At 71.6% G+C, this 5,957-nt stretch carries 7 protein-coding genes; 1 reads left to right on the top strand and 6 read right to left on the bottom strand.

Annotated features, from left to right (window positions below; genetic code table 11):
- On the top strand, positions 1 to 315 hold a 315-nt coding region (locus HKK72_RS34870), incomplete at its 5' end, for an FCD domain-containing protein (RefSeq protein ID WP_187238675.1).
- A gap of 172 nt (positions 316 to 487) precedes the next feature.
- Here HKK72_RS34870 and HKK72_RS34865 read toward each other — a convergent pair.
- The 6 genes from HKK72_RS34865 to HKK72_RS41785 all read right to left on the bottom strand — a co-directional run.
- Positions 488 to 892, bottom strand: a complete 405-nt coding sequence (locus HKK72_RS34865) for a DUF3618 domain-containing protein (protein WP_187238674.1) — start codon at positions 890 to 892, stop codon at positions 488 to 490.
- Entirely contained in the window at positions 889 to 1,323 is a 435-nt protein-coding gene (locus tag HKK72_RS34860; protein ID WP_187238673.1) for a phage holin family protein, read from the bottom strand. The genes HKK72_RS34865 and HKK72_RS34860 overlap by 4 nt, the downstream gene beginning before the upstream one ends.
- An 88-nt stretch (positions 1,324 to 1,411) precedes the next feature.
- Positions 1,412 to 2,314: a class I SAM-dependent methyltransferase gene (locus HKK72_RS34855; RefSeq protein WP_187238672.1), complete on the bottom strand. Its 903-nt coding sequence runs from the start codon at positions 2,312 to 2,314 to the stop codon at positions 1,412 to 1,414.
- A gap of 223 nt (positions 2,315 to 2,537) precedes the next feature.
- On the bottom strand, positions 2,538 to 3,929 hold the full coding sequence (locus HKK72_RS34850) for a WS/DGAT/MGAT family O-acyltransferase (RefSeq protein ID WP_187238671.1): 1,392 nt from the start codon (positions 3,927 to 3,929) through the stop codon (positions 2,538 to 2,540).
- Positions 3,930 to 4,004: 75 nt separating this feature from the next.
- Positions 4,005 to 5,609, bottom strand: coding sequence for an MFS transporter (locus HKK72_RS34845; RefSeq protein WP_187238670.1), 1,605 nt, complete (start codon positions 5,607 to 5,609; stop codon positions 4,005 to 4,007).
- Positions 5,606 to 5,957 (bottom strand): LppX_LprAFG lipoprotein (locus tag HKK72_RS41785; protein WP_187238669.1); only part of this gene is annotated, 352 nt, incomplete at its 5' end. The genes HKK72_RS34845 and HKK72_RS41785, both read right to left, overlap by 4 nt.

The following is a 5,957-nucleotide window of genomic DNA, read 5'->3' as shown; positions in this document are numbered from 1 at the left end:
ATGGTCCAGGCCCGCGGCACCACCGCCGCGGCCACGGCCGCGGACCTGGAGTTTCACCGTGCGCTGCTCGTGGCGAGCGGCAACGAGTTGCTCGCCCGGCTGGACGTCGTCATGGGCGCGGGCCTGGCCGGCCGGGACGAGTTGGTGCACGGGACTCCCGGCAGCACGGACCCGGTCCAGAGCCACCGGGCGGTGCTCGACGCGATCACGGCGAAGGACGAGGGAATCGCCGAGGCGGCCATGCGAGACCTGCTCGCGCAGGCCTGGCGTGATCTGGAGCGGGTACGGGCGGAGCGCGGGGAGAGCCGGTCATGAAGATCGTCGGGATGGAGACGTCGACGGCACGACGACGGCGCGCCGGCGGAGTGGTGACGCCGTAGAAGCATCGTCGGTGTCGGCGAATGCACCACGGCGGTCTTGGGTTCTCGGTGGTGCGTAGGCCGATACTGAACGCTGCTCGGGCACGTTCAGAGCGCGGAGGGACCCTTCAGCGGCGTTTTCGCGTGGCCTTGCCGCAGATCCGCCGCCCCATCCGGAGCGCCGGTTCCCACTTCGTCGGCTTGCGGGCTCCGCGGCGCTGCCGTACCCACCACGCCACGGCTCCGGCCCCGGCGCCGGCCACCGCCACCGCGGTACCGCGACGCACTGCCGGCGTCGACGCGCGAGAGGCGGTCTTGCGGGCCTGACCGACGACGTTGCCCTTCAGCTGCGCCGCCTTGTCCTTGGCCCGGGCTTTGACGTCGGCCTTCTGGGCCAGCGCCTCGACGGTGGCGCCGAGTTCGTCGCGCGTGTGGGCGATGTCCTCACGCAGTTCCTCGGTCTCGGCCGGTGGTCTCCGGTTCCGCACGGCCCGGTGCGGGTTCCCCGCGTCGCGGGCATCGTTGGTGGTCATCGGTGTGCTCTTTCCCTGATCTCCCGGACGTCGTGCTTGGCGCTGTCGATCGCCCGCTCTGGCACCGGCGGCATCGCCTGGGTGACCTGCCGACGGCCCAGCAGCGCCAGCGCAGCGGCGATCACTAGCAGGACCGCGCCGACGATCAGCGCCGACGCCCACAACGGGAGCACGCGCGCCAATGCCACGATCGCGGCCGTCACCAGGGCCCCGACGCCGTATAAGGCGACCAGCGCGGCCCCACCGAACATCCCGGCCCCGACTCTCGCATGGCGGCCCTTGTCCTTCACCTCGGCGACCGCCAGCCGCAGTTCCGAGCGGACCAGCTCGGACAGCTGCTCGGTGGCCTGCTGCACCAGCGCACCTACCGACTTGTTCCGCTCAACGGTACGGGTCGCTCCGTCGCCCGAGGGCGAATGCACAGCGTTCATCGAGCCCTCACCCCTAGCTCTCCTAGCGGCTTTTAGAGGCCCATTCCCCCTGTTGCCGTTCTCAACAGGTTCTTCACCTGCGTTTTCCTCAGGCCCCGGCCGACTGGAAATGCCAAATGATCATTGTCGGTACGCCGGCATGGGCCGCCCGCGACGCCTCGGGCACCAGATCGGCCAGGCACCACGGCCAGAGCTCCCACGGTCCCACCGCACGGTCCGTCCTCTCCGTGGCCGGGGGCAGGGACGGCGACGCGGCGGGCGGGCGAGGCTCCTCGCAGCGTCGCAGCCGCAGTCCCACCGGCAAGGCCGCGCGCAGGTAGTCCCCGACCAGGTGACGATGGGTGGACACCCGGCCCGGGCGGCCGTCAGGACCGCGGACGGAGGGAATCGAGCCCCGCAGTACCCGCTCCGGATGGACATCGGAGATCACCAGATGCCCCCCCGGGCGCAGCACTCTGGCGAACTCCTCCAGCACCGGATCGAGCACGGGGACGTGCGTCAGCGCCAGTGCGCAGACGACCAGATCGGCTTCGCCGTCCGCCATCGGCAGCCGGTGCAGATCGCCGAGCAGGAACTCGCCCGTGGGAACGCGTTCGCGCGCCCGCCGGAGCATGTCCGGTGAGTTGTCCACGCCGATGACGCGATGGCCGCGTTCGGTCAGCATCGCGGTGTACCGCCCTGTGCCGCACGCGGCGTCGACCGCGACCCCCGTCGGCAGCGCGTCGACGATCTGGCCGACCACGGGTTCGTCGAGCTCGAACGCCCCATTGAAAGCGTCGTCGTAGGTTCGGGACCATACCCGGTATCCCTCGACCGTTTCCACGCGGTCGACCTCCACCGCCGCGCTCGCCAGTGACTCATCGTCGAGCAGACGACGGACCTCGGCGATCCGCGACTCCACGAAGTCGCGGTCGAATTCTCCGGTGAACGCTCGCAGCAGGGCCACGCCCTCGAGCCCGAGCAGGTAGGCCAGCGGATGCTCGTAGGTCACCGGCGTGGCGCTAACGACGCCCATCCGGACGGGCAACCGAATTGTCAGCGGGGGACAATACGCTCTCCCTGTTGGAGACCGGTCCGAGCACCCGATCTGGGTCCGCGGCTCAAGGAGGGTGGGTATGGAACCGTTCCCGGATACGTCTCGGAACGTCAGAATCCCGTGACCCCACCCTCCTTCCGGTCGCCTGAGCGAAGTCTCGCGCGTTCGCCGGGAGCCGTCAGCGGGCTCTGCGCTGCCGCGCCTGCTCGGCCTTGCCCGCCAGCTCGTCGAATCCCGCGTGGATCCCCTTGGCCAGGACCTCGAGGTCGGGCATGGCGTCGAAGTCGCCGGTGATGCCGAAGTTCAGCCGGCCGAGGTAGGAGAAGATCGCGGTCGCGACCCGCATGCCGCCGGTGATGGGGACGTACGGGTGCAGTTCCAGGGCCTTGCGGCCCAGCACGTACAGCGGGAACTGCGGGCCGGGGACGTTGGTGGTGATCGTCTGTACGACCGGATTGTGCAGCCGCATGGGCGTCCGGGTGGCCAGGGTGAGCAGGGCCGGCGCCACGGCGGCGTCGGTGAGCCGCGTGAGCGTGGTGCTGCCGACCTCTTGATGGCTGCGTTTGAGGTCGTCCATCTGCTTGCGGATCAGGTGCAGGCGGAGTAGAGGGTCCTCCTCCCCGCAGGGCAGATTGACGAACACCGGGGCGACCCGGTTGGTGAGCTCGCCCTTCTCGTCGCTCGTGCGAAGCGACACCGGTACCGCCGTGCGCACCACCGCCCCGGGGGTCAGCTCGCCGCGGCCGTCGAGTAGATCGCGGAACCCCCGGGTCACGGCGGCCAGCACGATGTCGTTGACGGTGCCGCCGACCGCGCGCCGGATCGTCTTGATCTCGTCCAGGTCGCCCTGCACCCAGTGCCAGCGCCGGTGCGGGCCGATGGGACCGTTCAGCGAGCTCGCCGACGGGCGGACGAACCTGGCCACGCTTCGGGTCAGCCCGCCGGCGAAGTCCCTGACCTGGCGGCCATCGCGCAGCGATCCCACCAGCCCGGGCAGCGCGGTCAGCCCGCGCACCGGCCCGGCCAGATTCTGCCGTACGCCGTCGAGCACCAGCGCGAGCTCGGAGGGCTCCGGCTCGGGCTCCCAGGACGCGGTTTCGATCTCCAGGGTCTCGGGGCTCAGGTCGAAGATCACCGTCATCAGATCCATCCCGGCGACGCCGTCCACCATGCAGTGGTGCACCTTGCCGATGAGCGCCCAGCGGCCGCCCTCGAGGCCTTCGACGAGCCAGATCTCCCAGAGCGGCTTGCTACGGTCCAAGCGCTGCGCGAGCACCCGGCCGGCCAGGTTGCGCAGCTGCTCCTCGGTGCCCGGAGCCGGCACCGCCGTGTGCCGTACGTGGTAGAGGATCTGGAAATGCGGATCGTCGGTCCACACGGGTCGGCCGAGGTGCAGGGGAAGCGCGCGCACGCGCTGCCGGTATCGGGGCACCTGCGGCAGCTTCGAGACGATCTTGCGGACCAGATCCCCGTACGAGGGAGGAGGGCCTTCGAACACGATGACCGATGCCACGTGGAGTGGCGTGTTGTCGTCCTCGACCAGGAAGAAACCGGCGTCCAGTCCGCTCATCCGCTGCACGGCACACTGTCTTTCCGCCGCCGCATCGGTGATCGCACGGATGTGCCTCGGGCGGCCCTCCCCACCCTATGTACGCCGGCGACCCGATGCCGCTCGGCCGCCCGCGCGAGTCAGCGCCCCCTCAGCGCCGGGATCGCTCCGCGCGGAGCCGGAGGGCCCGCCGAGGGCGAGCCCGAGCAACGCGCCGACGGCGCACAGCCCGGCGGTGATCAGGAAGATCTCGCGGTACTCGACGTGGAGGGCCTCGGCCAGCGCCCCGCGGTAGGCGGCGATCTGGCGGGCGTACTCGGCTTGCGGGACCCCGAAGGGCAGCGGCGCGACCAGGTCGGCGGTCAGCGACTGGAACCGGTGGAAGCCCCACGCCGACAGCGCGGCGACGCCGAGCAGCATGCCCATCATCCGTGAGACCACGAGCGCCGCCGAGGCGACGCCGTGCCGTGCCGGTGGCATGAGGCGCAGCACCGCCGAAGACGCCGGCGCGATGACGAGTCCGAGCCCGGCGCCGGCCACCGCGAGATCGACGTCCAGGCGGGGGAGCGGCCCATGGCGGGCGGCCAGTACGTCGACCGGCCAGCCGGCCACGAGCAGGTAGCCGACCGCGGCGATCGCCAGGCCGGCGACCACGGTCCACCGTTCGCCGATCCACCGGGCGAGCAGCCCGCCCGCGAGTGCGGCGACCGCGAGCGCGATGAGGAACCGGCTGAGCATCAGCGCCCCGCCGGTCGAGTCCTTGCCGAGCATCGTCTGCGCGATCAGCTGCACGTCCACGAGCGTCACCATCAGCGCCGCGCCGGACACGAAGCTGATCCCCAGCGTTGCCAGCAGAGGTCCGCGTCGTACGCCGGTGAGGTCGAGCAGCCGGGTGCGGGCCCGCGCCTCCCAGCAGCCGAACGCGACCACCAGCACCAGCGCCGCGAGCAGGACCGGCGGGCCCCACGCGGGCAGCGCCCCCTGGTCGGGCTCGGGGTTGTAGAGCCCCACGACGAGCAGCCCGAGCGCCGTCGCCAGCAGGAGGCCCCCGACCACGTCGATTCGCGGCCGGAGCGCCGGCCCGGCCCCGTCGTCCGGTGCGGTGCCCTCGGGCCGGGCGGCGAGCCCATGACCTGCGGCCGGCACGCAGACGTGCACGGCGACCATCGCGAGCAGGGCCAGCGGGATGTTGATCCAGAAGATTCCGCGCCAGCCGACCGCGGCGGCGACCCCGGCGCCGTACAGGGGTCCGAGCACGCTGCCGAGCTCCTGTGCCGCGCCGATCGCCCCGAGCACGATGGGGCGCCTGCGTTCCTCCCAGAGGTCGCCCGCGAGCGCCATGGTGATCGGCAGCAGCGCGCCCCCGGCGACTCCCTGCAGGGCCCGCCCGGCGACGAGCATCGGCAACTGGCCGGCGACCGCGGTCACGGCCGAGCCGATCGCGAAACCGGCCAGGCAGGCGTGCAGCAGCGGGCGGCGGCCGTACCGGTCGGAGAGCTGCCCGAGCAGGGGCATCGCCGCGATGTAGCCGAGCAGGAAGCCGGTGACTATGGGCGTCGCGCGCTCGAGCCGGTTGACCGGTACGCCGAGGTCCTGGGAGACGTCGACCAGGAGGGTGACGATGACGTAGGCGTCCAGCGCGGCCAGCAGGACGATCCCGCCGCCCACGCCGATCGCGACTCCGCGCGATCGCGAGGTCACTTCGGCGGGGCGATCTTGTAGTCGGCGTTGAACTCGTTCAGTGACACGGTGACGGAGCCCTTGCCGGCCCCGCTCGCGGCCGGCATCTCCATCTTGAGCCTGATCGGCCGATGGTCGGCCGTGGTGACCCAGACCTGTCCGGGCAGGTCCGCGGTGACGCCGGGGACCAGCGTGGCCGCGACGTCCTTGGGCAGGGTCGCCCTGACCCGGTAGGCGTCCTTTCCGCTGACCTTCTCACGTGCCTCGGTCTTCGGCCCGGTGGCCGTGGTGAGGAGCTTGGCCACCCCGCGCTCGGGGTCGAGCAGCGCCGAGGGGTCGTAGAGCTGGGCCACCATTGCCCGGGGCAGC

The organism is Actinomadura sp. HBU206391 (assembly GCF_014323665.1).
In the GTDB taxonomy this organism is placed as follows: domain Bacteria; phylum Actinomycetota; class Actinomycetes; order Streptosporangiales; family Streptosporangiaceae; genus Actinomadura_C.
This window is presented reverse-complemented; position numbering and strand designations above follow the sequence as displayed.

Excerpts from the sequence above, each read along its gene's own strand:
- HKK72_RS34865 (WP_187238674.1), bottom strand. The coding sequence starts at position 892 with ATGACCACCAACGATGCCCGCGACGCGGGGAACCCGCACCGGGCCGTG.
- HKK72_RS34860 (WP_187238673.1), bottom strand. The coding sequence starts at position 1,323 with ATGAACGCTGTGCATTCGCCCTCGGGCGACGGAGCGACCCGTACCGTT.
- HKK72_RS34850 (WP_187238671.1), bottom strand. The coding sequence starts at position 3,929 with ATGAGCGGACTGGACGCCGGTTTCTTCCTGGTCGAGGACGACAACACG.